Genomic DNA, 25,932 nt, shown 5'->3' with positions numbered 1-25,932 from the left:
TCCCTACATGGGGGCAATTTTTTGGTTCCTGAAACTCCGGGTAGACAAATGACAAATCATGTTGGCACCGTCGGTATTGTGATGCCGATGTATAACGCGCGAAATACCGTTCTGCGCGCGGTTGAGTCGATCATCAACCAGACCTACAGCGACTGGCATCTTTACCTCATCAACGACAAATCCACCGATGATTCACTGGCCTTTGTGCGTGAACATTGTCGGGACGCACGCATCACCATTCTCGACAATGAAGTGAATCAGGGCGCAGCCGAAACCCGTAACGTTGGATTGCGTGCAGCGAAAGAAGAGATCATCGCGTTTCTCGACAGCGACGACGAGTGGCACCGCGAAAAACTGGCCGAACAGACGGCTGCGATTGCCGCCGGCGACGATTTCGTGATCACGCATTATCACTACAAAACCAAAACCGCTGATCACGATATCAACTACAGCAAACCCTACCTGCAGCAGGAAAACTTCGTGAAGAAGCAATATCGCGTTTGCTTCTCCTCGGTGTGTTTCCGCCGTCCTCCACAGGGCATCTTCTTCCAGCGTAAAGGCCACGAAGACTTCCTGTTCCTCTATGAATTGTTCCTCCGCTACAAACAAGCCCGCGTGATCCAGAAAACCCTGGTCAACTATTACGAGTTGGGCGATTCACTGTCGCGCAACAAAAATAAAGCGGCGAAGTGGCACCTCGAATTATTAAGAATTATCTATAAAAACAATCCGTTAAAAGTATATTACTATTACGTCTGGTATATGGTGAACGGCGTTCTTTTCGCCTTAAAACACCGTTGATACCCGGCATCCTTCACGCTGCAACTGCGTTGGCTGCGCACGTCCACCCCAGTCACTTACTGAAGTAAGCTCCGGGGGATGGTCGTACTTGCCGCCTTGTTGCAGCGCGAAGGATTTGGGTCTCAATTAAACAGTCGTTTGAGGTGGAAAGGATTTTATGAAAAAGATCGTTTTGGTGATTAAAGATGCCTACTCATATGCGGGCACGGAAAACATCTGCAACTTTATGTCTGAGTGCCTTGGCGAACAGCATGAAGTCACCATTTACTCGCTGGAAGGCCACGGCAAAACCTTTTATCCGTTCGAACGTGTGAAAAAAATTGTCAGCTTTGAAGGCCACAGCAACCCGATTAAAAGCGCCGTTGCCAGCATCCACCAGGAAGGCTTCGACAGCGTATTCCTGATCAGCATGGGCCGCCTGAGCGTGATGTTCGCCTTCTGGAACCTGATGGCGCTGAAGAAGAAGCGCTTCAAGGCGTATGCCTGCGAACACATCGCGATCAACTCGTTCAGCAAGCCAATTAAGCTGCTGAAGTGGCTGATGCTGCGCTATTACGATCAGGTGATCGTCCTGACTGACAAAGATCATCAGGTCTTTAACCGCTGGAATATTGCCAGCCAGCAAATCCCCAATCCGGTGGTGTACAAAGCGTTTCAACGCCAAACGCGCAGCCGTCAGGCGCTGGCGGTGGGGCGTCTTGATAACCAGAAAGGCTTCGACCTGTTGCTGGATATCTGGGCCGACTTCAGTAAGAAGCATCCCGAGTGGAAACTGGTGATTGCCGGTGACGGCGAACTGCGCCAGCAGCTGCACGATCAGGCTGCCGCGTTAGGTATCACTAACAGCGTCAATTTCGTCGGCAAAGTCAGCAACATCAACGATTACTACCGCGAAAGCGACATGGCGCTGATGACCTCGCGCTATGAAGGTTTGCCGCTGGTGCTGCTGGAGGCCAAATCCTGGTCGCTGCCGGTGGTGGCGTACGATTGCCCAACCGGGCCGCAGGAGATCATCAATCACGGTGAAGATGGCTTCCTTGTGCCGATGAATGACAAAACCACGTTTATTAAGCGTATGGAGCAGCTCGCCAGCGATGATGGCCTGTTCTATGCGATGAGTGAAAAAACCAAAGAAACCGCGCTCAAGTTTGACGGTAACCAGATCAAGCAGAGCTGGCTCGCGCTTGTTTAGCGACAATTATCGTGCCTCGGGAATCCTTTTTGGCCGTACAACCACGGGAATTGAAGCATGAAAAGAAGAGAAGTCTTGCAGGCCGCAGCCTCCTCGATTGTTACTGCGCTCTCAGTGAGTGCGTTTTCCAGCTACGCCGCAAAAAGTGGTCAGCCAACGTTAAAATCTGTGGATCCGTCCAGCGTACCGGCGGGCGATGTGCCGATTCTGACGCCAGAAAACGTCTATACCATGCCACCGCAGTTCTGGCAGAACTTTGAGGGCAAACTGTGGATCGGTAAGGCAGGCAGTGATGCCAGCCAGTCTGGTAATCAGATCCCGGTGTTTCTGCGCGATGCCAATGGCAAAGTGTCACAAATCAGCCAGCCGATTGCGTTGAACAAAGGGAACTTCGCCCAGTTCATTCACGACAATGCGGCGTTGATCGCTAATCCATCACACTCAATGGTGGTGGAGGACGATCAAGGCCACACGCTGTTCTCCATCAGCGATGTTTCACGTCCTAATCAGAGCAACTTTAGCCAGCGTCTGGCGCAGCCGAACGGCTACCAGCTGATTGGCGAAATTCCGTCGGTTGAAGAACTGCGCAAAACCCGTCCGCTGTTTGCCGGTGCCAAAATCAAGCTGAAAAGCTGGCACGAAGGGCTGGAAGTGGGCGGCGGCGAGTTCGTCGGCACCTTCGGTGATGGCAAAGATGATGGCGGCGTGAACTTCAGCGGCAACGGTTTCACCTGGCGTCGTGTGGTGGAAGATTTTAACCGCCTGACGCTGTTTGATTTCGGCGCCATCGCCGACGGCAAAACCGATACCGCGCCGGCGATCAAAGCCATGTATCAATGGTCGATTGATGCCAGCCAGCAGATCTGCGTGCAGTTCCCGGCCGGTACCTTCTTCGTTTCCGAATGTGATTTCGGTGACGAAGGTCGTCGCTTCTTCCGCATCTCGGGCGCGATGGTCAACTTCGGTTATTTCCCGGCGACCACGCTGGTTTCTGACGGACGCTCCGAATTCCTGTTCCAGGTGAATGCGCGCTGGACGGAAATCTCCAACCTGAATTTCAACGGCAACACTGACAAGCGTCCGAACAAACAGGGTTTGTTCCGCAATACCTGTCCGGGCGGCCAGTTCTTCCGTGGCGCTTGCCTGCGCTTCAATCAGGTTGGCGGCGTCTCCCTTAGCCTGCTGGATACGCTGGATTGCAAAATCGACCAGTGGTATGCCAACGCCTGTACCGGCGATGTGATTAAAGCCAGCTGGTCGGGTCAAAAGGCCGGCGCATGGGATCACAGCACCGCGATTGAGCTCTCCAACTTTAACGCTCAGCACTGTAAAGGCGGCATGGTGTTGAATCTGCCACGCTGCAGCCAATCCATCATCCATAACGGCTGGATTGAGCACAGCGATTTCCCTGGCGACATCTCGAACGGCCAGTGGATTGTCGATGCGCTGAGCATTGAGGATTGTAAGAACCCGCTTAACGCGCGTAACTCGCGCCTTAATATGCGTCAGACCAATCTGCAGTCGGGCAGCTGGATTGATAACTCGCTTGAAGGCGAGCGCTGGCTGAACATCTGGGAAATGGGCTCAACGCGCGTCGAATCTTACGGCGTCGCCATCGATGGCAGCCTGAAATACAACTACATCACCTCGCGCTTCCGCCTGACCAATAACAGCGATCAGCAAACCTGGTTTGAACTCGGCAACTTCTACTCGCCAACGGTGGGCGATAGCTGGGAGATCGAGGTGTTTGGCCAGTCGCAGTTTAATAACGGTACTGCCAATCAGCCGCTGATGGATGTGATCAACGGTAAAGGCACTGGCGGCCGCGCGGTGATTCATCTGCAGCGCAAGAAAAACAAAGCCGAAGCCAGCTGGTCAGCGGAAGGTAGCTCGCCGGTGGTTGATGTGCGTTTAGAAGCGCGAAGCGATACCGACACCAAAGTCTACGTCAAGCTGGCGGGCTGGACGCCGACCACCGCCGTGCTGATCAAAAGCACCGCCAAGGATCGCTTCCTGACCGGCCAATGTGCGCGTGTGGATGCGGTGATGGACAAAGGCGCACCGGGCAGTGGCGCACAGCAGGCGCCGCAGCGTTTCAGCCTGCACAACGGTAAGGCTGGCATCGGCGGTAACGAGCAGGGCGATTTATTGATGGCATCGCGCGCGCTCAAGCCGGAACAGGTTGATACCCGCGAACCCAAAGGTTTCATCTCGGTAGTGATAAATGGCGAGCAGGTGGCTATGCCGTATTTCGCTGTGAAGTCGTAATGAGTGGTTTGTAAATCGGTCGCCATTAATGGCGACCCTACGTTAAATCGGCATTGGATGATGGGTTTTGTAGGGTACGCATTCATGCGCACCAGAGAGCAGCACCGACGTTAAGCACCACTTTTTGGGGTTTACTCCCATTGCAGTCCTTTGAATCAGAGTTCACTTTGCCAGTGCAGCTATTGGCGGCTTGTAAAAATTACAAAAATTTTTCCGGAGTTTTTTTATGAAGATTTTATTGGTAGGAAACCATACCTGTGGAAATCGTGGGGATGGCGCGATTTTACGTGGGCTGATTGATTCACTGAAATCCGCGCGCGCGGATTTGGATATCGATGTGATCAGCCGTTATCCAACAAGCTCTGGCTATTTACTGCAGCAGGACATCCAGCAGGATTCCCTGTTCCTGCACAACAGCAAGTCGGGCAAAGGGTTAGTCGGTAGCCTGAAACGCAAAGTAGCGAACCGTTTGATGCCGGACATCATGATGGCGCACCTCGGCAAAGGCGGCGTGTACAAATCCTTCTCGGTGCCACCGCATCTGGCGGCGTTTACCAAAAGCCTTGCGCAGTATGACGCGATTATTCAGGTTGGTGGCTCGTTTTTCGTCGACCTGTACGGCGTAACCCAATTCGACCACGCGCTCTGTGCGCTGATGGCGAAAAAGCCGCTGCATATGGTCGGTCACTCGGTCGGTCCATTCGAAAACCCGCGCGTGAATGCGCTGGCGAACTTTGTCTTTGATCGCGTCGACAGCCTGGTACTGCGCGAAGAGGTGAGCTACGACCGCCTGAAACAAGATGGCGTGACCACCAGCAAGGTGAAGAAGGGCGTTGATACCGCGTTTCTGGTTGAAGCGCGTGAGGTGGCCAATCCAAGCCATAACCTGCTGCACTGGCAAGCGATTATCAGCGCACGCAAAACCATTGCGATTACCGTGCGCGAACTGGCGCCGTTTGACAAACGTCTCGGTGTGACGCAGAAAGAGTATGAAGCTGCCTTTGGCCGCGTGATTAACGCGATGATTGCTGAAGGTTATCAGGTGGTTGCCTTCTCTACCTGTACCGGTATTGATAGCTACGCCAAAGATGACCGCATGGTGGCGCTAACGTTGCGCGATCATGTCGAGCATCCCGAGCATTACCATGTCATCATGGACGAGTTCAACGACCTCGAACTCGGCATCCTCCTCAGCCATTGTCATCTGACCATTGGTACCCGCCTGCACTCCGCCATCATCTCCATGAACTTTGGTACGCCAGCCGTGGCCATCAACTACGAGCACAAGTCGCTCGGCGTGATGAAACAGCTTGGCCTGCCGCAGATGGCCACCGATGTGCAGAGCCTGATGGACGGTTCGCTCATCGATAAAGTGCAGACGGTGCTGGCCGACTACGACAACGTGAAACGCAAAGTGGATACCGCGGTGGCGCAGGAGCGTGAGATTGGTAACCGCATTACAGCAGAAATTCTCAACGTCCTGGGGTGAAGTGATGAAGCTGACCTTTTTCACCATGCGTTTTCCTGTTGCCTCTGAGACCTTTGTGCTCAATCAGGTAACGCATTTCATTGACGCAGGCTACGACGTGGAGATTATCTCCGTGTTTCCGGGCGATATGATCAATCGCCACGCCGCGTTCGATGACTACAATTTGGCAGCGAAAACCCACTATTTACTGCCGGAAGAGAAAGTATCCAACCTCGATAAGCTGACGCAGCGTATCGGCTTGATACTGCCGAAAATCACCAAAGGCGCGCTGCTCAAGTCGCTGAATGTGCGTCGTTACGGCGCACAGGCCAGCAAACTGCTGCTGCCGGCGATTGTCGCCAACACTAAGCAGCCATACACCGCAGATGTGTTTCTGGTGCACTTCGGCTATGCCGGCGCGCTGGCGAACAAACTGCGCGAGCTTGGCGTGCTGAAAGGCAAGCAGGCGACGGTGTTCCACGGCGCGGATATTTCACGTCGTCACATCCTCGAAGAGCACAAGCTCGACTACATCAACCTGTTCAAACAGAGTGAACTGATGTTGCCTATCAGCCACTTGTGGGAGAACAAGCTGATTGAGATGGGCTGTCCGCGTGCCAAAGTGCACGTGACGCGTATGGGCATCGAGCCGGAGAAGTTTAACTTCCGCCCGCGCGAAGCCTTCCATCAACCGCTGCGCATCGTCTCTGTTGCGCGTCTGACCGAGAAGAAAGGGTTGGATGTCGCGGTGAAAGCCAGCGAAATCCTGCGCAATAATGGCGGCCAGTTCCAGTTCACCATCATCGGTAACGGCGAACAGGACGGCATGATGCGCGAGCACATTGCGCGTGCCGGATTGCAGGATTGCGTCGACATGCCGGGCTTTAAGCCGCAGGACGAGATTCGTCAGGCGCTAAACGAAGCGGACATCTTCCTGCTGCCATCCAAAACCGCCGCAGATGGCGATATGGAAGGCATTCCGGTGGCGCTGATGGAAGCGATGGCGGTTGGCTTGCCGGTGGTGTCGACCTATCACAGCGGCATTCCTGAGCTGATTGAGAATGACGTCAGCGGATGGCTGGTGGCTGAGAACGATCCTGACGAGCTGGCGGCGACGCTGCTGCGTCTGTCGCGCGGCGATGTCGATGTGGCTCCGGTGGTCGCGGCCGCGCGCCAGAAAGTCGAAACTGAGTTCAATCAGCACATCGCTTACGGTGAGCTGGCGAAAATTCTGGAGCGCATGGTGTGAGCGGATTAAAAAAACAGGCCGTTTGGCTGTTTGGTAGTACCTGTTTTGCCGCATTGCTTCAGGTGTTACAGCTCGCCGTTCTGGCGCGCAAACTGGAAACGCACGAGCTGGGTTTACTGGCGATCATCAATGCGATTCTGGCGGTGGCGACCGTGCTGCAGGATATGGGCATGAGCAGCTACATCGTGCATCGCCAGGACATTAATCGCCGCGAGCAGAGCACCATTTACTGGGTGAACGTGTCGCTCAGTTTCTGCACCGGCCTGATTATGCTGGCGATTGCCTATCCGGTGGCGTGGTTCTATCACCTGCCGGAGCTGGTGGGCTTAATCATGCTCACCAGCCTCAACTTCCTGGTGCTGGGACATTTGTCGCAGTATCAGGCGCACTATGTGAAAACCAAACGCATGGTGACGCTGGCGAAGATTGAGATGGCCACCAAGCTGTTTGCGTTCTTGTGTACCGTCGCGATGCTGTATTACACCTCGCTCACCGTGGCGGCGGCGATTCTTGGTCTGTTCATCAATGCCTTCACGCGTATTCTCTGCATGATCTACTTCGGCGAGAAATCGTGGCGACCGACCTGGGAATTCGACGGCAAAACCTTCGTCAGCGCGGTGCGTTATGGCGTGTATCAGCTCGGTTCGCAGACCATTAACCAGCTGCGTACGCAGGCGGATGCGCTGATCGTCGGTAAAGTGATGGGCGCGGAAATGCTGGGGATTTACTCGCTGGCAAAAGAGCTGATTCTGCAACCGCTAAAGCTGGTTTCGCCGGTGATTAACCGCCTGGCGCTCCCGCGCTTTGCTGAGAAGCAGCACGATCCAGAGCAGCTGAAAAAGCTGTTCCTGAAAGGCACCTTCGTCATCATGCTGTTCAGCAGCGCGATGTATCTGGCGATTGGCATTCTGTCACCGGTGATTGTGCGCGTGCTGTACGGCGCTTCGCATGAGCAGGTTTACCATCTGATTCCGCTGATGCTGCTGTTTGGCATGCTGCGTCCGATGGGCGGCTTAACCGGCGCAATTTCGCAGGCCAACGGCCGCACCAATGTTGAGTTCTATTGGAACATTGTGGCGAGCCTGGTGGTGGTCGCGGTGCTGGCGACAACCTACATCTGGCCGAACGTGCTGTATGTAGCGCTGACGCTGTCGATCTCGCAGGTACTGATTTCTGCCTTCGCGCATCCGTTCTTTATCAAGCCAGTGATTGGCATCCGCTTTATGCCGTATGCGCGCCAGTGGGTTTCAGTGTCGGTGGTGTTTGTCGCGCTGATGATGCTGGTAAACCACTTCAACCTGTTCGTAATGCCGGAATGGTTTGAGGGCTGGCTGTAACCTTCGTAAGGTCACCATTAATGGTGACCTTACAATTCCTACACGTTAACTTTTCTGAAAATCGCTGGTCTTTTCCTTCGTCGCTCTCATTCCATCCTCTCGCGGTTTTTCAGCGGTTTAGCGCATCCGTTTCTCATTGGAAGCCTGGCATTTTTACCGGCCAAATTGGCGATTTTTGATGGCGGGACAGAGAGTTAGTGTCGGATTTTCAGATAAAGATTATACTTGCTCGACCGGCCGATCCTGCATAATCGACCCCACGTATTCACTTCATGAAATGGAATAAATATGACCAAGCTTAAAGCAGTAATCCCCGTTGCGGGCCTCGGTATGCATATGCTTCCTGCGACCAAAGCCATTCCGAAAGAGATGCTGCCAATCGTCGATAAACCAATGATTCAATACATTGTTGACGAATGCGTCGCGGCTGGCATCAAGGAGATTGTGCTGGTCACCCATGCTTCCAAAAATGCAGTGGAAAACCACTTCGATACCACCTACGAGCTGGAAGCGCTGCTCGAAGCGCGCGTTAAACGTCAGCTGCTGAGCGAAGTGCAGTCAATCTGTCCGCCGGGCGTGACTATCATGAACGTGCGTCAGGCTAACCCGTTGGGTCTGGGCCACTCCGTGCTGTGCGCGCGTCCAATGATTGGTGACAACCCATTTGTGGTGGTGCTGCCAGACGTGCTGCTGGATGACTCTACCGCTGACCACCTGCGTTATAACCTCGCCTCAATGGTGGCTCGCTTCGAAGATACCGGCCACAGCCAGGTTTTGGCGAAACACATGCCAGGCGCAGATCTCACCGAATACGGCGTGCTGACCACCGAACAGCCGATTGATAACCCAGGCGATATCAGCACCATCACCAGCTTTATCGAGAAGCCAGAAGCGGGCTCAACCGACTCTGATCTGACGGCAGTTGGCCGTTACGTGCTTTCTGCAGATATCTGGGAAGAGCTGGAGCGCACCGAGCCAGGCGCATGGGGCCGTATTCAGCTGACCGATGCTATCGCCTCCCTGAGCAAGAAGAAGCCGGTTGATGTGCAACTGCTGACCGGAACCAGTTATGATTGCGGTCGTAAACTTGGTTACATGCAGGCATTCGTCTCTTACGGCTTGCGTAACAACGATCAGGGCCGCGATTTCCGCGAATCCATTCAGAAAATCCTGGCGAAATAAGCTTCCTCATTCTCTACCGCGCCATTAGCGCGGTTTAAAGGAGTACACATGGCTATTTTGGTAACGGGCGGAGCGGGTTACATCGGCTCCCATACGGTGCTGGCGCTGTTGGAGCGTGGCGACGACGTTGTGGTCCTGGATAACCTTTGCAATGCTTCCCGCGAAGCCATTAACCGCGTGGAAAAGCTCTCAGGTAAAAAAGCGGTGTTCGTTGAAGGCGACATCCGCGATCGCGCCTGCCTGCGTGACCTGTTTGCCACCAACGACATCAGTGCCGTGATTCACTTCGCTGCGTTGAAAGCCGTTGGCGAATCCACGCGCATGCCGCTGGAATACTACGAAAACAACGTGGCTGGCACCGTGGTGCTGCTGGAAGAGATGCGCGCTGCTGGCGTGTGGAACTTCATCTTCAGCTCATCTGCGACCGTTTATGGCGCGGATGCACCGGTTCCTTACGTGGAAACCACGCCAATCGGTGGAACTACCAGCCCGTACGGCACCTCGAAGCTGATGATCGAATTCGTGATGCGCGACTTCGCTAAAGCGGACCCGAACTTCAAAGCCATCGCGCTGCGCTACTTCAACCCGGTTGGCGCGCATGAATCTGGCGAAATCGGTGAAGATCCAACCGGCATTCCTAACAACCTGCTGCCGTATATCGCGCAGGTGGCGATTGGCCGTCTGGAGAAGCTGGGCGTGTTTGGCGATGATTACGACACGCCGGATGGCACCGCACAGCGCGACTACATTCACGTTGTCGACCTGGCAGAAGGGCACCTGAAAGCGCTGGACCACTTAGCCAAGGTTGAAGGCTACAAAGCTTACAACCTCGGTGGCGGCGTGGGCTTCTCCGTGCTGGAGATGATCAAGGCGTTTGAGAAAGCGTCCGGTAAGCCGATTCCGTTCGAGTTTAAGCCACGCCGTGACGGCGATTTGCCAGCGTTCTGGGCAGATGCAAGTCTCGCAAATACTGAGTTGGACTGGCGTGTGACGCGCGGGATTGATGCCATGATGCGTGATACGTGGAACTGGCAGAGTAAGAATCCGAATGGGTTTGCGTGAAAGCCGACCTAACTTTGTGCAGTTAAAGCGTTGTAACTATGACCACCATCAGGTAGTTTAAATCAATTGAAATGGCTTCTGGAAACAGAGGCCTTTTTTTATTTATAGATTTAGTTAAACTTACCAAAGTGATTACGTGAGATGAGTGAGATATTAGAGTGGTTGGCTGATAAATGAACTGATTGTGTGGTGTTTGTACAATGAAGGCAGTTAGTGAGATTAGTTATATTAGGAATTTTGTTAAAGCGGATTTTTTTTCATTTGTTGTACGATGTAAGGATGAATCTTCAGGTTAGATTGATTTAAAATGGTTGTAAGCATGGTGGGCATTGTTAGTCGTTTTGGCAAATACAGAGAAGTAAAGGCGTGTGGTTGCCGTAAGCCAGGGGCGGTAGCGTGCCAATTGGTTGTCTGTTTTTGTTGATTAATATCACACAATTATCAAATGATGAGTTTGAATACTTATAAGCATACAAAGATGCTAACAGCTTATGTGTACACAATAAAAGCCTTGCTGCTACCTATCCAAGTGTTTTTTTAGGTCAAATTAATGAATAAAAGAATTTTTAATGTAACATTAAGAGGCCTTACTTTAATAAGTCGATTTCTATTTATATTCTTTTTGGCTAAGTATTTAGAACCATCTATTTTAGGTGCATATGGAATATTCACTGCCACAGTAGGCTATGCATTGTATTTCGTTGGACTCGATTTTTATGTGTTTACAACACGCGAGATCCTCAAAAATGACAAAAAAAGATGGGGCGGGTTCCTTAAAAATCAAGCATGCGTCTCTTCTGTTTTATATGTATTTCTCTTGATTGCATTAGTGTTTTTGATTGCATTGCAAAAAATCACTATAATTCAAACTTTGTGGTTTTTTGTTATTTTATTTTTTGAGCATTTGAATCAAGAGATTTCTAGATTACTTATTGCGATTCATAAGCAAACTGTAGCAAGTGTTTTATTGTTCCTAAGACAAGGTCTGTGGGCAATAATTGTAGTAGTTCTTATGATGTTCTATCCAGTATTAAGAACGCTTGAGTTTGTTTTTGCATTATGGCTTGCATCTGGAGTGCTAACATTTGTCTTAGGACTTCTTTGCCTTCATAAAGTTGGTATGGGCGGGTGGCGAGATAAAATTGATTATCACTGGATTAAATTAGGAATACAAACCAGTGGCATCTTTTTAATTGCCACATTAGCTTTACGCGGTATACAGACAGTTGATCGTTACTGGATTCAGAGTCTCAATGGGTTGGATGTAGTGGGAGCCTACGTACTATTTATAGGTATGGCTAGTACCTTAATGACGTTCCTGGATGCAGGTGTATTTTCATTCAGTTACCCTACACTAATTAAACTACACAACGACAATAAAAAAACTGAATTCAGCAAACAGTTATCTAAAATGACACTTTCGACGATATTATTAACAATTGTTTTCGTGGCAGTCAGTTTACTGGTTATGCCCTACTTACTAAAGTGGACTGGAAAAACCGTTTACTTTGAATATCTTGATATTTACTACGTATTGATGTCAGCTACGATTTTCAATGCGTTAGGAATGATTTCACACTATGCATTGTATGCAAAAGGTGAAGACAAAATTATTATAATCAGTCATGTCACATCTATGATAGTTTTCGCATTAGCTACAGTAACTATTTCTAAATGGAGTGCAATATTATGTGTGCCGTTGGGTCTCAATGTTGCCTTTCTTTATATTTTCATTTTCAAGACGCTAGCGTTAGTTATTGAACGAAAATCAAGTTAACTGAGCAGTTGATAAGAAATAAATCTTATCGTTATATTCACTCTACCAATTAGATAATCTAACAAAACATTAATACACGGAATAAACTGGACTTCAATATGATAAGATATGGTCAACAAGATATCACACAGGCTGATATTGATGCGGTTGTCGAAGTTTTAAAATCAACTAATCTTACCCAGGGTCCTGCTATTACTCGTTTTGAACAATCGGTGATAAATTATTGCAATGTTAAACATGCCGTTGCAGTTAATAGCGCCACATCAGCTTTACATATAGCCTGCTTAGCTTTAGGTTTGGGCAAAGGTGACTGGTTGTGGACGACACCGAATACCTTTGTCGCTTCAGCAAATTGTGCGCTCTATTGTGGTGCAAAAGTTGACTTTGTTGACATCGATGCAAGAACTTACAACCTATGCCCCGAAAAATTAGAGGAAAAGTTAGTCAGAGCAAAAAAAGAAAATCGACTGCCTAAGGTAGTAGTTCCAGTTCATCTTTCTGGGCAACCATGCAATATGGAAGCAATCCATAAATTGTCCAAAGAATATGGCTTCCGTATCATTGAGGATGCATCTCATGCTATTGGCGGGAAGTATAAAAATAAGCCAATTGGTAATTGCGAATTTAGCGATATTACGATTTTCAGTTTTCACCCAGTGAAAATCATTACCACTGCTGAAGGCGGTATGGCAGTGACAAATGATGATGAGTTGGCTACACAATTGGGTCTGTTAAGAAGTCATGGCATTACTCGTGAGCCTGAGTTGATGACAAAGGAAATGGATGGGCCTTGGTATTATCAGCAGGTTGCTCTTGGCTATAACTATCGTATGACAGATATGCAAGCAGCATTGGGAGCCAGTCAGATTAACAGGCTTGATGAGTATGTAGCTCGCAGGCATGCTATTGCGCAGAGATATGATGAGCTTTTTTCTGACGTTGCAGTAACTGTGCCATGGCAGCACCCTGATAGTTATTCTGGTTTGCATCTTTACGTTATTCGTTTGCAACTAAATAGAATTAATAAAACACATCTTGAAGTATTCAACTATATGCGTAGCAAGGAAATAATTGTTAATCTGCATTATATTCCTGTTCATACACAACCATATTATGAAAAAATGGGCTTCAAGCCAGGGGATTATCCAGAATCTGAGCAATATTACCTGGAAGCAATTAGTATCCCAATGTATCCAACATTAACAATTGAACAACAAAATGAGGTTGTTAATGTGCTTAAAGAAGCATTGATGTCATGAAAGTTGCTGTGATCCCAGCCCGTGGTGGGAGTAAACGAATTCCGAGAAAAAACATACGTGAATTCTGTGGCATGCCAATGATTGCTCATTCAATTCTTTCAGCTCAAAAAAGCATGATTTTTGACAAAATTATTGTGTCAACAGATGATGAAGAAATTGCTGATGTTGTTCGGGCATATGGCGTTGAGGTTCCTTTTCTCAGGCCTAGAGAGTTATCAGATGATTTTACTGGGACTGTGCCGGTTATTTCTCATGCAGTTAAATGGATTGAAGACAACGTTCAGAAAGTTACTGCTGCATGTTGCATCTATGCTACAGCTCCATTCATCACTTCGGAAGACTTGATTAAAGGCTTGCAAGAACTGATTGTTCATAAATCTGATTATGCATTTTCTGTAACGCATTACCCTTTTCCAATACAGCGAGCGATAAAAGTTAATTCTCAGGGCAGAACTGAAATGTTTTTTCCCGAGCACTACAATACTCGTTCACAGGATCTCGAAGAAGCGCTACATGATGCAGGGCAGTTCTATTGGGGAACATCACAAGCATGGTTAAATCAACGGCCGATTTTTAGCAGCAGCTCGGTGCCAGTTATACTTCCTCGTACACGCGTGCAGGATATAGATACACAGGAAGACTGGGACAGAGCTGAGCAGCTCTTTTACTTGCTTAATAGAGGCTAAATATGTTTTTTGGGAAAAATGTGGTTTTTCGTGTTGATGCATCGCTGAGCATTGGCACCGGGCATGTTATGCGGTGTTTGACTCTTGCGGATGAACTCTCAAAAAGAGGTGCAATTTGTTATTTTGTCACTCGACCACATCCAGGGAACGCTATTAACGCAATAGAAAAAAGAGGATTTAGATGTTTAATACTCCCATCTAATGAATATGCCGTGAATGATGCATCAAAGGGATATGAAGATTGGCTAGGATGCACTCAAGAAATTGATTCAAAAGAAACATTAGAGATTTTAGATAATATCACCGTTAATTTAATTATTATCGACCACTACGCTTTAGATATTGTCTGGGAATCTGCAGTCAAAGCTTCAACGACTTATATTGCTGTCATTGATGATTTAGCTAATAGAAAGCATTTTTGCAATTTTATTCTGGATCAGAATGCAGGGCGTTCATGGGATGACTATAAATTATTATTGCCAGAAAAATGTATAACACTCTTTGGGCCAGGCTATTCTTTGCTAAGAGATGAGTTTTCAGAATACAGAAACGCAAGTATTAATAAAAAAGAAAGAGGGAAGTTAACATCTATATTAATATCTTTGGGCGGTATTGATAAAGACAACATTACTTCCGAGGTTATGGACTCTCTTTCGGAATGTGGTCTACCTGATGAATGTGAGCTAACCATTGTCATGGGGGGGAAATCACCATGGATCGAAGTTGTTCGAAGTAATGCAGATAAACTTCCATGGAATTACAATCTCTTCGTTGATACAACGGAAATGGCCAAACTGCTCAGTCACAGTGACATTGCTATAGGTGCAGCAGGTTCTTCCGCATGGGAAAGATGTGCCATGGGAGTACCTACAATAATGATAGTTGTTGCTGATAATCAGAAAATAATTGCTGAAAATTTATTAAAAAGTAATGCAGCATTTATTATCAATTTAGAAGAAAATGTGAAAAATAAAATAATTCATTGTTTTGATCTTATCCACGAAAACCCAGAGATTTTAGAACAAATGTCATATTTTAGTTCTTTGCTCACCGATGGTAAAGGAGCAGAGAAAGTGGTAACTGAATTGGAGAAGTTAAGATGATCGAGTTTCTATCGTCTAATAGTAATAACCTCCGGCAGTTACAGGAAGAAGATTTAGACATCATCTTGCAATGGCGCAATGATGATAAAATTAGGCATTTTATGTTTAATAGCGATGTCATTGCATTAGCTGATCATCAAGCATGGTTCAAGCGGACTGTAAAAGATGAGAAAAAACATCTTCTCATTTTTGAAAAGAACAAATTCAGTGTTGGCTTTGTCCAGTTATCAGTATTGAAAGGAGGCGTTGCTGAATGGGGATTCTATGTGGATCCATCTTCTCCGAGGGGAACTGGGCAGCAAATGGCTTTGAACGTTTTAAAATACGCTTTCGAATCTTTAAATCTACATAAAATTAGTGCTCGCGTAATCGACTTTAATCAACGGTCACTTCATCTACATAATAAATTTTTTTTTACTGAAGAAGGTGTTCTACGCGATGAGCATTATGACGGCGTAAAATACCATGATGTAATATGTTTTGGCCTCTTGAAAAATGAATGGAAAAAAAAGGTAACTTCAAATGCATAATTATCCATATATAACAATTGCAGGTCGAAAAATTGGTTTGGACTATTCTCCATATATAATCGCGGAGCTTTCTGCAAATCATAATGGGAGAATTGAGAATGCAATGAAACTTATTGAACAAGCTAAAATTGTTGGCGCTGATGCAATAAAATTACAGACTTACACAGCTGATACGATCACGCTAAATAGCGATAGAGACGACTTCCAAATCAAAGGTGGATTATGGGACGGAACAACTCTCTATAATCTCTATCAGCAAGCAGCGATGCCGTGGGAATGGCATAAAATACTTTTTGAATGCGCATCTAAAAATGACATTACAATTTTTAGTTCTCCATTTGATTCAACAGCTGTAGATTTGTTGGAAGATTTAAATGCTCCAGCGTACAAAATAGCTTCGTTTGAGGCTATTGACCTTCCTCTTATTCGTTATGTGGCCAGTACCGGCAAACCGATGATCATTTCAACAGGTATGGCTGATGCTGATGAGATATCAGAAGCGATTGAAGCAGCGCGTTCTGGTGGTTGCAAGGAGCTTGCTATATTACATTGCGTAAGTGGTTACCCTGCACCAGCTGAAGATTACAATTTGCGTACGGTCTCTGACATGATCAATCGGCACAATTTAGTTACCGGCCTTTCTGATCACACGCTGGATAACACAACAGCTATTACGAGTGTTGCGTTAGGTGCATCTATTATTGAAAAACACTTCACATTAGATCGCTCAGGGGGCGGCCCAGATGACAGCTTTTCACTTGAACCTCTGGAGATGGAAGAGCTTTGCAATGGGGCTAAAACTGCATGGTCAGCCCTCGGTAAAGTAGATTATGGTCGCAAATCCAGTGAGCAAGGTAATGTGCAATTTAGACGCTCACTCTATTTTGTGAAATCCTTAGAAAAGGGAGATATTGTTACTGAAGACAGTATCCGAAGTGTTAGGCCCGGTTTTGGTTTAGCGCCTAAATATATAGAAAAAGTTATTGGAAAAATTGTTAGTCGTAATATTGAACCTAACACACCTGTCACGGAAGAGTCGCTCGTAGAGTTTGAAAAATGAAAAATGTTCTAATTTTATCTAATGGCGCACCTAATTATCATTATTTCTTTAATCATTTGGCACGACTTTTATCCAAAGATGAAGCCAACGTAGCGTTTGCAGTTGATAGTGAGTTATCAAGAGATAATAACGCATTAGATGAATTAAATCTCAATGTGTATGAGTTTTCATCATATTTTCGACAGCATGAGACTAATATCTATACATTACAGCGATATAATAAATATAATCTTAATTTCATGCTGCTATCCGACTTTGAACGTGCTGAGATTTATGGCGTCTGGGGAGAGAAAGATAAAGGTTATTTAAGTCGTCTCCTAAGTGCGTTATGCAGTTTCTATGAGATGATCATTGAAAAGGAAAACATTGATTATATTCTGTATGAAAATGTATCGAATACCTTCTCACATGTTGCATGGGCGGTGGCAACGGAACATGGCAAAAAATATCTTGGCATTGGTGGTTCGAGAATTCCTGGTCGGTTTTCAATTTCGTCAAATCCATTAGACGACTCAAGAGCAAAAACGTTTAGTAAATTAATCGAAACAAATAGCATTGAAGTTCCTGAAGAAGTAAAAAAATGGTCAGCAGAGTATTTAGAGAATATTGATACTGTTGTACCTGATTATATGAAAATAAATGGTTTGGATAACATTAATCTGATTACCAGATATTTTAACCCTAATAAAATAAATACATTAAAACGTATATTTAAACATGTCAATGACGATGGTTATCATTCTTTCCAGTCAGGAAACCCAGTTAAAACATATTTCAATCTTTTTAAAAGAAATGTGAAGCGCAAGTTAAAAATTAAAAAACTCAAGCATTATTATGATGACTCCTCATTAGATGAAAGCTTTTTACTTTATCCAATGCATTTTCATCCTGAATCATCTACTTCTATTTTAGCGGGTAACTTTTTAAATGAGTATGAAGTAATCAAAAACATTTCATTTAACCTTCCGCAAGGTGTTTTTCTTTATGTGAAAGATCATATCAGTGCATGGGGCTATCCATCACTGGATTTTTATAACAAATTAAAGAAGCTACCAAATGTTAAGATTTTGGCGCCTACAGAACAAACCAAACTTTTAATTAAGAGTTCTTTAGGTGTTGTCACTCTGACCAGTACGGTTGGATATGAAGCCTTGCTGCTAGGAAAAAAAGTTTTTTTATACGGCAATGTATTCTATGAATATCATAAAAATGTGGTGAAAGTTGAATCCCCAGAGAAGTTGTTTAATATATTCAATGAGAACTTAAAACCATTTAATAATGACATTGAATATGCGAAAAATTTTGTTGCGGCTTGTTACCTCGCTACTTATCCTGGTACGATGAATTTAATGCTAACGGGACGAGCAGCTGAAGTCAAAGCAGAAGAAATCTATCTGTCTGTAATTAAAGAAATTGTTTTTTCAGATATTGATGCGGTTGAAAATGAGAAAATATGGTTATAAATAAATCTGATCTTTTTCTGGTTTTTTGCGCGCCAGTTGCATTTTTTATTATTGGATATGCGGAGTATTTAGGGTATATATCAAATGCTGTTTATTTAGAGTTTATAGTTATTCCTGTAAGTGTAATTTCACTTGTTATTTATTGTTATAGGAATTCACCAGCATTTTTGTACACTAGCGGCATGACATTTTATTATTATATCGGTATGTTGGTTAGTTTAGTAATAGCCAGCACTGGTATGCTGATGATAGAGATAAATGAAACTGGCACTCCAAATGGTGCCGCCTTTATGATGCTATCTTTCTTTATTTATTCAGTCGGAATTTCAAAAGTAAGTTTTGAATGGACATTAAAGAAACCTAATAAAATAAAAATAGCACGATTGCCGGCTAATATTATTAGTAAATTTTTACTTTCAACTATGAGTGTTGTTTTTATTTTAGGTCTGGCCATTCTTATTTTTTACTCTGGGCCAGTGCTAAAAGGGGTAAATAGAGTCGCATTTTGGGATTCGATGGGTAACACTGGCTTTTCATTTTATCCAACATTGGTGATTCAAACCTTTTATTTTTCGGCCTATTATTTTTTATTAAAGCGATTTGATAGACAGAACAGTAAGCTATCGCTATTATTATTGATATTTTATATTTTCATTACATTCATGGTATTAGGTCAAAAGTTCAGTGCTTTTATAGTGTATATCACTATTTTCTTCGCTTTATATCCTTCATTTAATGATTATTTGAAATTTAAAAAGAAAAGTCTATTTTTCATTTTTGCTATTTTTGCACTGTTAGTATTAATGCTTGCTCTTTCTTACTCACTGCAAGGATATGACGTCACGTTCATATTAACGCGTGTAGTCCTACAGGGGCAAGTTATGTGGAGTGTTATAAATCACTCCTTCCCTGATATTGTTAGTAATGAAAGATATTGTCTGACAGGTTGTGATAATTTCACTAATGTTTACGATTATATATCTTATGATCTTTTGCCGATTCAAACATACTTGCATTACAATGCAACCGGTACGAACTTATCAGGTTTTTCTCCCGCAGTTCAAATCCATTTTATGGGATTATTACCAACTTTGATTTTGCAAACAATCATTTTTGTTTTATTGGGTTTTCTCCAAGCTAAAATGGTTCTTTTCAATAAAGATAGAAACTTTATAATGGGTTTCTTAATATTCAAACTTTCATTTTCTATATTTCTAATCTGGCATGCGGTAATGTTTTCAGCGTGGAAGGGAACTGTGCTGACTGTAATCGCAATTTTAATTTATTTATTAGCCACTAAGTCAATTTCAAAAATTAAAGGCAAAAATTGTGATGGCAGATCGAGTCTTACTTAATGCAAGCAATTTACACGTTGGAGGCGGAGTTCAAGTCGCGACTTCAGTGATTGGTGAAATTACAATGATGGAAAATATTCCATCTAATTTGACCATTTGGTCATCATCAGTCGTTAATCAAAATTTAAAATCTCTCAATTATGATTTGTCGAAGCTTCCCGATTACCAAGTTAAAAATAATTTTGGCATCAAGGCGCTATTTCCGGCTAATGTGAAACACCTTAATTCATTCAATAAGGTACTGACTATATTTGGCCCACTTTATACATACAATCGTCATTTTTATAGTATAGTTGGATTTGCCCAACCTTGGATTATATATTCTGATAATGAAGTTTATAATTCACTACCATTTCTAACGCGATTAAAAACCAAATTGAAATTTTCACTTCAGCAGAAATTTTTTAATAAATCTGATGAAATTATTGTTGAACTTGAACATGTTGCAAAAGGTGTGATTAAAAAAAATATTGCGACCAAAGAGCATGTAAAGATTATTCATAATTGTCTAAGTTCAATCTACCTTGATCCCAGTCGTTGGAAGGAAATCAACTACTTATTCGATCCAAACAGGATTAAGCTAGGCTTTGTAGGAAGAAATTATGCACATAAAAATACCAAAATTTTCCCACAGATAAAAAAAATCCTATCGTCCAAATACGGAATTGAAGTTGAATTTTATGTCACTTTTAATGATAAAGAATGGGAGCTATGTAGCAATGAATTCAGAAATGAAATTAAAAACGTGGGTGTTTTAACTGTAGATCAGTGCCCATCGTTTTATAGTAATATTGATGCCATCATTTTCCCAAGCCTATTGGAATGTTTTTCCGCAACACCATTAGAGGCTATGATTTCAAAAAAAGTATTGTTTGCTTCTAATAAACCCTTTAATCATGATGTTTGCGGCGATGGTGCCATTTATTTTGAAGCCACTAATGCACATGATGCTGCAGAAAAGATCGCTCATTATTTTAAAAATGTATATTTACAAAATGATTTCCAGACTAAAATTGATGAATCATATGAACGCGCTTTGACATTTGCAAATGCAAACAAACGAGCAGAATTATATTTAGAACGTTTACTTTAGAAATGCTAATAAGTTAGGAGAAAACAATGTTTAAAGGTAAGACTCTTCTTATCACTGGTGGTACAGGATCATTTGGTAATGCTGTTCTTAAACGGTTCCTCGATTCAGATATTGGTGAAATACGTATTTTTAGCCGCGACGAAAAAAAACAAGATGACATGCGGAAAAAATACAATAGCAGCAAGCTTAAATTCTATCTGGGTGATGTGCGAGATGAGAACAGCATTGCAGCTGCAATGCGCGGTGTTGATTATGTTTTCCATGCAGCAGCTTTAAAGCAAGTACCGTCATGCGAATTTCATCCAATGCAGGCGGTACGCACCAATGTTTTAGGTACTGAAAATGTACTTAATTGTGCCATTTTAGCAGGTGTTAAACGTGTTGTTTGTTTGAGCACGGATAAAGCAGTTTATCCCATAAATGCAATGGGTATCAGCAAAGCGATGATGGAAAAAGTCATGGTTGCTGCTAGCCGTAATCTGGAGGGTACAGAAACGGTGATTTGCGGTACTCGTTATGGCAACGTCATGGCGTCAAGAGGTTCGGTCATTCCGCTTTTTGTCCAGCAAGTTCAGCAGGGCAAGACGATTACTATTACTGAGCCAAGCATGACACGTTTTATGATGACGCTTGCCGATGCAGTCGATCTAGTGCTGTATGCTTTTGAGCATGGAAATAATGGCGACATTTTTGTACAAAAGGCACCTGCTGCTACTGTTGAAACTTTAACAAAAGCCATTCTGAATTTAATGAATAAACCTGAGCATCAGGTAAGTATTATTGGTTCGCGTCATGGTGAAAAACTGTTTGAATCACTGCTCGGTAAAGAAGAACGAGCATGCGCCGAAGATATGGGGGATTACTTCCGTGTTCCTGCAGATACGCGTGATTTAAATTACGCGAAATTTGTAGAAGAAGGTGAACAAAAAATGACAGATGCATTGTGCGGTGAAGAGTACAACTCTCATAATACACAACGTCTGGATGTTGAAGGTATGACTCAATTGCTTTTAAAACTTGAATTTATGCGTAAAATTTCGCATGGCGAATATGCGGACCCGGAGGAATAAGCAGTGAATGTCCTGATTACAGGTTCTGACGGATTTATAGGAAAAAATCTCTCTCTTCGTCTGAGTGAAATTAAGGGCATTACTGCCTTCAATTTTAGTCGTCAGCAGAATGAGCAAGAATTATCAGCACTGTTGCAGGACGTAGATTTTGTATTTCATTTAGCGGGTATTAACCGCCCGTTGAATCCTGAGGAATTTACTACAGGAAATATTAATCTCACGCAAAGCGTTTGCTCCTGTATCGCCGATATCTTCGAGAAAACAGGGCGTATGATCCCTGTATTGTTGACTTCATCTATTCACGCTGTACTAGAAACACCATATGGAAATTCCAAGCGAGAAGCCGAGAATGTTTTATTACGCTTGAATAACAAATATGGAATCCCTATCTATATTTGTCGTTTGCCTGGTGTTTTTGGTAAATGGGCTAAACCAAATTATAATTCTGTTGTTGCAACATTTTGCCATAACATTGCGAATGACAAGCCAATAGAAATTGCTGACAAACATCATCCGCTTAAATTAGTTCATATCGATGATGTTTTAACCACCTTCATCTCGATATTAGATAGAAAGAACGTTAATCCGCTTCGAGATGTTTTATTAGAAATTCAGCCTGAGTATCATACGACAGTTGGAGAGCTAGCTGACACGATAAAATCCTTTGCTGATAGCCGTGAAAACTTAGTGACTGAAAGGGTTGGGAATGGTTTTTTAAGAGCCTTATACTCAACTTATGTAAGCTATCTCCCTGTTGATAAATTTACTTATTCAATCAAAGAACATAAGGATCCGCGTGGGCGTTTTGTAGAAATTATCAAAACTATAGATTCAGGACAAGTTTCGTATTTTACTGCACATCCTGGAGTAACTCGTGGCGGACATTATCATCATTGCAAAACGGAAAAGTTCCTAGTTATTCAAGGCACTGCTAAGTTTAGGTTTCGCCATTTGCTTACCAATGAACGTTATGAATTGGTTACCAGTAAGGCTCAAGCATGCATCGTCGAAACGATTCCTGGCTGGTCACACGATGTTACCAATATTGGAGATGAAGAACTGATAGCGATTGTTTGGGCTAATGAAAATTTTGACGCTCAAAATCCAGATACTACAGCTTCTTTATTATGAAGGAACCCTATGAAAAAGTTGAAAATAGTTTCAGTGGTTGGCACTCGTCCAGAAATTATTCGCTTGTCGCGAGTTCTGGCAAAACTTGATTCATATTGTGAACACATTTTGGTTCATACAGGTCAAAATTATGATTATGAGCTTAACGAAGTATTCTTTAATGATCTTCAAGTAAGAAAACCGGATTATTTTTTAAATGCTGCAGGCAAGAATGCAGCTGAAACAATCGGGCAAGTCATTATAAAAATTGATGAAGTTTTCGAAGAGGTTAAACCTGAAGCTATGTTGGTTTTAGGTGATACGAACTCTTGTATTTCTGCAATCGCTGCAAAACGACGCAAGATACCTATCTTCCATATGGAAGCAGGTAATCGTTGTTTTGATCAACGCGTACCTGAAGAAACTAATCGCCGCATTGTTGATCACACAGCCGATGTTAACCTTACATACAGTGACATCGCGAGAGAATATCTACTCGCTGAAGGCTTACCAGCAGACCGAGTTATTAAGACGGGTAGCCCGATGTTTGAAGTGCTGAACCACTATATGCCCCAGATTAATGCTTCAGACGTCTTAAATCGGCTTGGACTACAAAAGAATAAATTCTTTGTTGTTAGCGCTCACCGTGAAGAGAATGTTGATTCACCCAAGCAGCTATCTAAACTTGCTGACATACTCAATACCATTGCTGAAAAGTATCAATTGCCTGTAATTGTTTCTACGCACCCTCGTACAAGAAACCGTGTTGAAGAAAATGGCATCGTTTTCCACAAAAATATTCAGTTGCTGAAGCCTCTTGGGTTTCATGATTATAATCATTTGCAAAAAAATGCAAGAGCGGTTCTTTCAGACAGTGGCACCATCACTGAAGAATCTTCAATAATGAACTTTCCAGCGCTAAATATTCGTGAAGCTCACGAACGACCTGAAGGCTTTGAAGAAGCATCAGTCATGATGGTAGGGCTTGAAACAGAACGTGTCTTGCAAGCTCTCTCTATATTAGAGAATCAACCGCGCGGAGATGAAAGGTTACTGCGACAGGTTTATGATTATAGTATGCCGAATGTATCAGATAAAGTAGTAAGAATTGTTCAGTCTTACACTGATTATATTAAGCGAGTTGTTTGGAAAGAATATTAATGAATCTGGCTCTAATCATTGACGATTATCTTCCACAAAGCACGCGCGTTGGCGCTAAGATGTTTCATGAACTGGCTCTGGAGTTCCTGAAACGCGGGCATAATGTGACTGTTATTACGCCGTGTTCAGAGCAAAAGGAAAAGCTCGTCATTGAGACATTTGACAATGTCCAGGTATGGCGTTTTAAAAATGGGCCAATAAAGGATGTCAGACATCTAACTCGTGGAATCAATGAGGCTTTATTATCGCTGCGTGCCTGGAAAACCATCCGTCAACTGGTTAAAGCCGACACTTTTGATGGAATTGTCTACTATTCCCCCTCTATTTTTTGGGGGCATTTGGTAAACAAAATAAAGAGACGATGTCATTGTAGATCATATCTTGTTCTTCGTGATTTATTCCCTCAATGGGCTATTGATGCCGGAATGATTAAAAGTGGCTCCGTCATAGAGAAATTCTTCAAATACTTTGAAAGGTTCTCCTATAATCAGGCCGATAAAATCGGGCTTATGTCTGAGAACAACTTAATTTTATTCCGAAAATGTAATCCTTCTACCAATTGTGAGGTGTTGCGTAATTGGGCTGATGTTCGGCCATCCAACGTGCTGCCAGTTGATTATGTACCTATTAGGCAATCATTAAACTTAAACAAGAAGATTATATTCTTTTACGGAGGGAATATTGGCCATGCCCAAGACATGTCAAATTTGATGCGTCTCGCAAGGCGCATGGAAAAATATCCCGACGCACATTTTTTGTTTATTGGTCAGGGTGATGAGGTTGAGCTAGTTAAAAAACTGGCAAACGACTGGGCGCTTAATAATTTTAGTTATCTCCCTTCAGTTCCTCAGGCTCATTTTAAAAATATACTCGCTGAAATCGATATCGGATTATTTTCGTTGTCTGCTAATCATACCGCATTTAATTTCCCTGGAAAAATATTGGGATATATGGTTGAAAGTTTGCCGATATTAGGGAGTATTAATGCCGGTAATGACCTGGAGAGTTTAGTAAATAACCATGGAGCTGGATTTATCCATATCAATGGTGATGATGAGGCATTATTTCAGTCTGCAGTGAAATTGGTTGAAGATTCTGAATTGCGAAAACGCATAGGTAGTGCTGCATTCAAACTATTGGAAGATGAATTTACAGTTTCTTCCGCAGCCAATATTATTGAAAACGCCTTCGAGGGAAATTATGCGACTCATTGATGATGCGATGATTCAATCATTATTTGATTCAGCTGTTAGTTCGGAAAGAAAAAGATCTCACGTTTTACTCCATTATTCTCATCAAGATAAAGTGCAGAGATTATTGATTGGTTTAGTTCAGGGTAGTTATGTTGAGCCTCATTATCATGAATTACCTCATCAGTGGGAGTTGTTCACTGTGTTAGAAGGTGAACTTGAAATAACTTTATATAATGAAAATGGTGAAATACTTAGCAAGTTCACTGCTGGGCCAACGTCTAATACTACGTTAATCGAGTTTGCACCAGGTGATATTCATAGTGTTGAGTGTATTTCTGAGCGAGCATTAATGCTCGAAGTTAAAGAAGGACCATTTGACGATAAATTTGCTAAAGCTTTTCCACAATGGAGTTGTGGATAACGTTGGCAGCAGCTTTCTCCGTGCTGGACATTTATCCATTTAAATACCGTATAGCATCTAACGCTATCCAGCGTCATCTTTAGTGAGTTAAC

The 25,932-nt window shown here is 44.0% G+C and carries 22 protein-coding genes; all 22 read left to right on the top strand.

Annotated elements, in window-relative coordinates:
• Window positions 1–48: 48 nt before the first annotated feature.
• The 22 genes from NQH49_RS12580 to NQH49_RS12475 all read left to right on the top strand — a co-directional run bounded on the left by NQH49_RS12580 (window position 49) and on the right by NQH49_RS12475 (window position 25,840).
• Complete coding sequence (locus NQH49_RS12580) at window positions 49–801, top strand: glycosyltransferase family 2 protein (RefSeq protein WP_256696861.1); 753 nt, start codon at window positions 49–51, stop codon at window positions 799–801.
• A gap of 157 nt (window positions 802–958) precedes the next feature.
• Window positions 959–1,993, top strand: a complete 1,035-nt coding sequence (locus NQH49_RS12575) for a glycosyltransferase (protein ID WP_256696860.1) — start codon at window positions 959–961, stop codon at window positions 1,991–1,993.
• 57 nt (window positions 1,994–2,050) lie between these two features.
• Entirely contained in the window at window positions 2,051–4,261 is a 2,211-nt protein-coding gene (locus NQH49_RS12570; protein WP_256696859.1) for a phage tailspike protein, read from the top strand.
• A 226-nt stretch (window positions 4,262–4,487) separates the two neighbouring features.
• Complete coding sequence (wcaK, locus tag NQH49_RS12565; protein WP_256696858.1) at window positions 4,488–5,750, top strand: colanic acid biosynthesis pyruvyl transferase WcaK; 1,263 nt, start codon at window positions 4,488–4,490, stop codon at window positions 5,748–5,750.
• A gap of 4 nt (window positions 5,751–5,754) precedes the next feature.
• Window positions 5,755–6,978 carry a glycosyltransferase gene (locus NQH49_RS12560; protein WP_036648512.1) on the top strand — a complete coding sequence of 408 codons (1,224 nt, stop codon included), beginning with the start codon at window positions 5,755–5,757 and terminating at the stop codon, window positions 6,976–6,978.
• Complete coding sequence (locus tag NQH49_RS12555; protein ID WP_008104858.1) at window positions 6,975–8,315, top strand: MOP flippase family protein; 1,341 nt, start codon at window positions 6,975–6,977, stop codon at window positions 8,313–8,315. Before NQH49_RS12560 ends, NQH49_RS12555 begins: the two co-directional genes overlap by 4 nt.
• A gap of 288 nt (window positions 8,316–8,603) precedes the next feature.
• Window positions 8,604–9,497 carry a UTP--glucose-1-phosphate uridylyltransferase GalF gene (galF, locus tag NQH49_RS12550; protein WP_256696857.1) on the top strand — a complete coding sequence of 298 codons (894 nt, stop codon included), beginning with the start codon at window positions 8,604–8,606 and terminating at the stop codon, window positions 9,495–9,497.
• A 48-nt stretch (window positions 9,498–9,545) separates the two neighbouring features.
• The gene (gene galE / locus NQH49_RS12545; protein ID WP_256696856.1) at window positions 9,546–10,559 is read left to right on the top strand and encodes a UDP-glucose 4-epimerase GalE; all 1,014 of its coding nucleotides are present in this window, start codon (window positions 9,546–9,548) and stop codon (window positions 10,557–10,559) included.
• A gap of 550 nt (window positions 10,560–11,109) precedes the next feature.
• Window positions 11,110–12,336 (top strand): MATE family efflux transporter, encoded by a 1,227-nt coding sequence (locus NQH49_RS12540; RefSeq protein WP_256696855.1) that lies wholly within the window; start codon window positions 11,110–11,112, stop codon window positions 12,334–12,336.
• Between the two features lie 98 nt (window positions 12,337–12,434).
• Window positions 12,435–13,595 carry a UDP-4-amino-4,6-dideoxy-N-acetyl-beta-L-altrosamine transaminase gene (gene pseC, locus NQH49_RS12535; RefSeq protein ID WP_256696853.1) on the top strand — a complete coding sequence of 387 codons (1,161 nt, stop codon included), beginning with the start codon at window positions 12,435–12,437 and terminating at the stop codon, window positions 13,593–13,595.
• Window positions 13,592–14,281 carry a pseudaminic acid cytidylyltransferase gene (gene pseF, locus NQH49_RS12530; RefSeq protein ID WP_256696852.1) on the top strand — a complete coding sequence of 230 codons (690 nt, stop codon included), beginning with the start codon at window positions 13,592–13,594 and terminating at the stop codon, window positions 14,279–14,281. Before pseC ends, pseF begins: the two co-directional genes overlap by 4 nt.
• Before the next feature lie 2 nt (window positions 14,282–14,283).
• Window positions 14,284–15,384: a UDP-2,4-diacetamido-2,4,6-trideoxy-beta-L-altropyranose hydrolase gene (gene pseG, locus NQH49_RS12525; RefSeq protein ID WP_256696851.1), complete on the top strand. Its 1,101-nt coding sequence runs from the start codon at window positions 14,284–14,286 to the stop codon at window positions 15,382–15,384.
• Window positions 15,381–15,914 (top strand): UDP-4-amino-4,6-dideoxy-N-acetyl-beta-L-altrosamine N-acetyltransferase, encoded by a 534-nt coding sequence (gene pseH / locus NQH49_RS12520; RefSeq protein WP_256696849.1) that lies wholly within the window; start codon window positions 15,381–15,383, stop codon window positions 15,912–15,914. The genes pseG and pseH overlap by 4 nt, the downstream gene beginning before the upstream one ends.
• Window positions 15,907–16,974: a pseudaminic acid synthase gene (gene pseI, locus NQH49_RS12515; RefSeq protein WP_256696848.1), complete on the top strand. Its 1,068-nt coding sequence runs from the start codon at window positions 15,907–15,909 to the stop codon at window positions 16,972–16,974. The genes pseH and pseI overlap by 8 nt, the downstream gene beginning before the upstream one ends.
• A complete protein-coding gene (locus NQH49_RS12510; protein ID WP_256696847.1) occupies window positions 16,971–18,437 on the top strand; it encodes a capsular polysaccharide export protein, LipB/KpsS family in 1,467 nt (488 codons plus the stop codon). The genes pseI and NQH49_RS12510 overlap by 4 nt, the downstream gene beginning before the upstream one ends.
• Window positions 18,428–19,792 carry a hypothetical protein gene (locus tag NQH49_RS12505; protein ID WP_256696846.1) on the top strand — a complete coding sequence of 455 codons (1,365 nt, stop codon included), beginning with the start codon at window positions 18,428–18,430 and terminating at the stop codon, window positions 19,790–19,792. Before NQH49_RS12510 ends, NQH49_RS12505 begins: the two co-directional genes overlap by 10 nt.
• Window positions 19,770–20,885, top strand: coding sequence for a glycosyltransferase (locus NQH49_RS12500; protein WP_256696845.1), 1,116 nt, complete (start codon window positions 19,770–19,772; stop codon window positions 20,883–20,885). The genes NQH49_RS12505 and NQH49_RS12500 overlap by 23 nt, the downstream gene beginning before the upstream one ends.
• Window positions 20,886–20,911: 26 nt before the next feature.
• Window positions 20,912–21,955, top strand: coding sequence for a polysaccharide biosynthesis protein (locus NQH49_RS12495; RefSeq protein ID WP_256696844.1), 1,044 nt, complete (start codon window positions 20,912–20,914; stop codon window positions 21,953–21,955).
• 3 nt (window positions 21,956–21,958) lie between these two features.
• A complete protein-coding gene (gene wbjC / locus NQH49_RS12490) occupies window positions 21,959–23,086 on the top strand; it encodes a UDP-2-acetamido-2,6-beta-L-arabino-hexul-4-ose reductase (RefSeq protein ID WP_256696842.1) in 1,128 nt (375 codons plus the stop codon).
• Window positions 23,087–23,095: 9 nt separating this feature from the next.
• On the top strand, window positions 23,096–24,226 hold the full coding sequence (wecB, locus tag NQH49_RS12485) for a non-hydrolyzing UDP-N-acetylglucosamine 2-epimerase (RefSeq protein WP_256696841.1): 1,131 nt from the start codon (window positions 23,096–23,098) through the stop codon (window positions 24,224–24,226).
• A complete protein-coding gene (locus NQH49_RS12480; protein ID WP_256696839.1) occupies window positions 24,226–25,440 on the top strand; it encodes a glycosyltransferase family 4 protein in 1,215 nt (404 codons plus the stop codon). Before wecB ends, NQH49_RS12480 begins: the two co-directional genes overlap by 1 nt.
• On the top strand, window positions 25,427–25,840 hold the full coding sequence (locus tag NQH49_RS12475; RefSeq protein WP_256696838.1) for a WbuC family cupin fold metalloprotein: 414 nt from the start codon (window positions 25,427–25,429) through the stop codon (window positions 25,838–25,840). The genes NQH49_RS12480 and NQH49_RS12475 overlap by 14 nt, the downstream gene beginning before the upstream one ends.
• The last annotated feature ends 92 nt before the right edge of the window (window positions 25,841–25,932 follow it).

This window comes from Pantoea trifolii, from assembly GCF_024506435.1.
GTDB lineage: Bacteria > Pseudomonadota > Gammaproteobacteria > Enterobacterales > Enterobacteriaceae > Pantoea > Pantoea trifolii.
Note: the sequence above shows the minus strand (reverse complement) of the source record. Positions and strands in the feature narration are given on the sequence as shown.

Coding starts and splice junctions, on each gene's coding strand:
- wecB (WP_256696841.1), top strand. CDS start 23,096: ATGAAAAAGTTGAAAATAGTTTCAGTGGTTGGCACTCGTCCAGAAATT.
- NQH49_RS12475 (WP_256696838.1), top strand. CDS start 25,427: ATGCGACTCATTGATGATGCGATGATTCAATCATTATTTGATTCAGCT.
- NQH49_RS12575 (WP_256696860.1), top strand. CDS start 959: ATGAAAAAGATCGTTTTGGTGATTAAAGATGCCTACTCATATGCGGGC.
- galF (WP_256696857.1), top strand. CDS start 8,604: ATGACCAAGCTTAAAGCAGTAATCCCCGTTGCGGGCCTCGGTATGCAT.
- wcaK (WP_256696858.1), top strand. CDS start 4,488: ATGAAGATTTTATTGGTAGGAAACCATACCTGTGGAAATCGTGGGGAT.
- NQH49_RS12505 (WP_256696846.1), top strand. CDS start 18,428: ATGGTTATAAATAAATCTGATCTTTTTCTGGTTTTTTGCGCGCCAGTT.
- pseH (WP_256696849.1), top strand. CDS start 15,381: ATGATCGAGTTTCTATCGTCTAATAGTAATAACCTCCGGCAGTTACAG.
- pseC (WP_256696853.1), top strand. CDS start 12,435: ATGATAAGATATGGTCAACAAGATATCACACAGGCTGATATTGATGCG.
- NQH49_RS12480 (WP_256696839.1), top strand. CDS start 24,226: ATGAATCTGGCTCTAATCATTGACGATTATCTTCCACAAAGCACGCGC.
- NQH49_RS12580 (WP_256696861.1), top strand. CDS start 49: ATGACAAATCATGTTGGCACCGTCGGTATTGTGATGCCGATGTATAAC.
- galE (WP_256696856.1), top strand. CDS start 9,546: ATGGCTATTTTGGTAACGGGCGGAGCGGGTTACATCGGCTCCCATACG.
- NQH49_RS12510 (WP_256696847.1), top strand. CDS start 16,971: ATGAAAAATGTTCTAATTTTATCTAATGGCGCACCTAATTATCATTAT.
- pseF (WP_256696852.1), top strand. CDS start 13,592: ATGAAAGTTGCTGTGATCCCAGCCCGTGGTGGGAGTAAACGAATTCCG.
- NQH49_RS12540 (WP_256696855.1), top strand. CDS start 11,110: ATGAATAAAAGAATTTTTAATGTAACATTAAGAGGCCTTACTTTAATA.
- NQH49_RS12495 (WP_256696844.1), top strand. CDS start 20,912: ATGTTTAAAGGTAAGACTCTTCTTATCACTGGTGGTACAGGATCATTT.
- pseG (WP_256696851.1), top strand. CDS start 14,284: ATGTTTTTTGGGAAAAATGTGGTTTTTCGTGTTGATGCATCGCTGAGC.
- NQH49_RS12560 (WP_036648512.1), top strand. CDS start 5,755: ATGAAGCTGACCTTTTTCACCATGCGTTTTCCTGTTGCCTCTGAGACC.
- pseI (WP_256696848.1), top strand. CDS start 15,907: ATGCATAATTATCCATATATAACAATTGCAGGTCGAAAAATTGGTTTG.
- NQH49_RS12570 (WP_256696859.1), top strand. CDS start 2,051: ATGAAAAGAAGAGAAGTCTTGCAGGCCGCAGCCTCCTCGATTGTTACT.
- NQH49_RS12500 (WP_256696845.1), top strand. CDS start 19,770: ATGGCAGATCGAGTCTTACTTAATGCAAGCAATTTACACGTTGGAGGC.